Source organism: Leisingera sp. F5, assembly GCF_001593695.1.
In genome coordinates, this window is record NZ_LUKH01000363.1 from 1 (window position 1) to 2,711 (window position 2,711).

General features: G+C 61.6%; 2 protein-coding genes and 2 pseudogenes. 2 read left to right on the forward strand and 2 right to left on the reverse strand.

Features of this window, described 5'->3' with window-relative positions; translation table 11 throughout:
- Positions 1-123 (forward strand): annotated as a pseudogene (locus tag A2I95_RS30330) (IS3 family transposase); the annotation flags it as partial.
- Positions 124-242: 119 nt separating this feature from the next.
- Here A2I95_RS30330 and A2I95_RS42670 read toward each other — a convergent pair.
- Together A2I95_RS42670 and A2I95_RS30335 are read right to left on the reverse strand one after the other, a co-directional pair.
- Positions 243-518: pseudogene (locus A2I95_RS42670) on the reverse strand (hypothetical protein); the annotation flags it as partial.
- 15 nt (positions 519-533) lie between these two features.
- A complete protein-coding gene (locus A2I95_RS30335) occupies positions 534-839 on the reverse strand; it encodes a hypothetical protein (RefSeq protein WP_291735844.1) in 306 nt (101 codons plus the stop codon).
- Positions 840-1,118: 279 nt separating this feature from the next.
- On the opposite strand from A2I95_RS30335, the gene A2I95_RS30340 reads away from it, so the two are divergent.
- Positions 1,119-2,711 (forward strand): thiamine pyrophosphate-dependent enzyme (locus tag A2I95_RS30340; protein WP_291735847.1); only part of this gene is annotated, 1,593 nt, incomplete at its 3' end.

Sequence of the window (2,711 nt, forward strand, 5' to 3'; positions counted from 1 at the left end):
GGGAACAAAACACCGGCCGAAGCGCGCCGGACGCTTGAGCAGTTTGAGGGCTCCGCGCCCGGCGCGCTTGCCAAACCCGAAACCGACGACTACCAAAATCAAATCCGCAGACTCTCATCATGAACAAGGGACCAGTGGGGGGCACGTCAAGTTGAATATCCCAGGTGGGCAGCGCCGGGCCAGCGCTTCCTTCTAGGCCTCGATGCAGATCCCCGCGCTCATCGTGCCGGATAGCCGCCAGATCAACACTTTCCGGCTGTGCCAGTCCATGGCCGCGGCCGAGTAAAGGCCCCCCGGTGCATGGGAATGCAGGCTGCATCGGAACACCAGACCTGATTGGGGCGGGTGATCGCCAAGCCTTTGAGCAAATATGGGTGAATCTTGTGTTCCGGGTGTTTCCGGCTGGTCTTTGACGCCTTGCAGATCGGCACAAGACGCATGATCCGCATCAGCCGCCGCACGCGGTACCGCCCGCAACTATGCCCCTTTCGCTGCATGCGGCGAACCACCTGGCGCGCGCCATACCAAGGCGTTTACAGAAATTGCTTGTCGATGATGTCATGAACCGCAGATTTTCCTCGCTTTCGCGGGCAGCGAGCTAGTGAAGGCGCCACTGGTTCAAGCCCACTAGCCAACGGCAGTATCGTGATGCGCGAATAGAGGAGCTGCTCAAGGTCGGTATCCGACATTTCCGGCGGCAGCGGCCTGCTTAAGACTGCCTCTTGGGCACGCTCCAGATAACCCTGCAGCGTGGTGCGGCCAATCGCCGGGCTCGCCGCCAGCCGGCGGGCCGGCAGGCCCTCAGCTGAAAGCCGCAGTACGTCTCGTATCTTGCGCATCCGCTGCCCGGCAGGCGCATACGCGCCTGCTGCCGAGAGGGGGCAGTCTCTTCATCGCGCTCCCTCTGGTCCCAAAAGAACCGCAAGGTAGCGGGCTGCTGATCGCCTCGCTGCAACACGTCTGAGAGGTGGCCGGATGTCGTTGGAACGGGTGGCCGGATCACACCGGATTACGCAGGCAAGGCATTCCAACTTGGAATGACAGCAGTAGGCAATCTCATTGGTTTTGGCGGCGCGTTCGCGGATAAATGCACCCAGAGCTTATTCCAAGGAGGCCGCATGGACCGCGCCCAGATCGTGCATAAGAATTTCCTGGACCGGGTAAAGGCCGCAGACTTCCCTGCAGGTGCGGCACCCGCAGGACCGCTTGCCGTATCAGAGGCAGTTGGCACCTTCCGTGCACAGGTGTTGAGCCGGGCGCTGGACTTGACCAGCCGGGCGATGCAAAAAGCGGGAGAGGGGTTTTACACCATCGGATCCTCGGGGCATGAGGGGATGGCGGCGGTGGCGCGGGCGCTGCGCCCGACCGACATGGCCTTCTTGCATTACCGTGATGCAGCGTTTCAGATTGCCCGGGCGGATCAGGTTCCGGGGCAACGGATTGCCTGGGATATGCTTTTGTCCTTTGCCTGTTCCAGCGAAGACCCAACCTCAGGCGGCCGGCACAAGGTTCTGGGCTCCAAGACACTGATGATCCCGCCGCAAACGTCTACCATTGCCTCGCATCTGCCCAAGGCGGTGGGAGCGGCTTACTCCGTCGGTGCAGCCAAGCGGCACCAGCCAGAGCATCAGGTGCTTCCGGAAGACGCCATTGTCATGTGCTCTTTCGGGGATGCTTCGGCCAACCATTCGACTGCGCAAGGGGCAATCAACACCGCGGGCTGGAGTTCGGTGCAATCGACGCCGCTGCCTTTGCTGTTTGTCTGCGAGGACAACGGTATCGGCATTTCCGTAAAAACGCCGAAGGGCTGGATCGAGGCCTCGATGGCGCAGCGGCCGGGCATCAAGTATTTCAAGGCAGACGGGCTGGATATCTATAACGCCTTTGCAGTGGCGCAAGAGGCAGCAGAGTATGTGCGGACCCGCAAGAAGCCGGCCTTCCTGCATCTGCGCACCGTGCGGCTGTACGGCCATGCCGGGGCGGATGTTCCGACCACTTACCTCAGCAAGGCCGAGGTTGAGGCGGATGAAGCCAATGATCCGCTGCTTCATTCGGTGCGGCTGCTGAATGAAGCCGGGGCGCTGCAGCCCAAGGAAGCGCTGAAGGTTTACACGGACACTTGCGCGCGGGTGGAGCGAATCCGGACAGAGGCGGTGACACGGCCGCATCTGAAGACGGCAGAAGATGTGGCTGCCAGCCTGATTCCGCCAACGCGGACCTGTAGGCCCACCAATGGCCCGCGTTTAGAGGAGCGGGCAGCGGCGTTCGGCAGCGACATGCGGGCGATGGAGGAGCCGCAGCCAATGTCGCGGCTGATCAACTGGGCGCTGACCGATTTGATGCTGGAGCATGGCGAGATCGTCATGATGGGCGAGGATGTAGGCCGCAAGGGCGGTGTTTACGGCGTCAGTCAGAAGCTGCAGCAGCGGTTCGGACCGGACCGGGTCATCGACACGCTGCTGGATGAGCAGTCGATCCTGGGGCTGGCGATTGGTATGGGGCACAATGGGTTTGTGCCCATCCCGGAAATCCAGTTCCTTGCCTATCTGCATAATGCCGAGGACCAACTGCGCGGCGAAGCGGCGACTTTGCCCTTCTTCTCGAACGGGCAATTCACCAACCCGATGGTGCTGCGGATTGCGGGCCTTGGCTATCAGAAGGGCTTTGGCGGGCACTTCCACAATGACAACTCTCTGGCGGTGCTGCGGGAT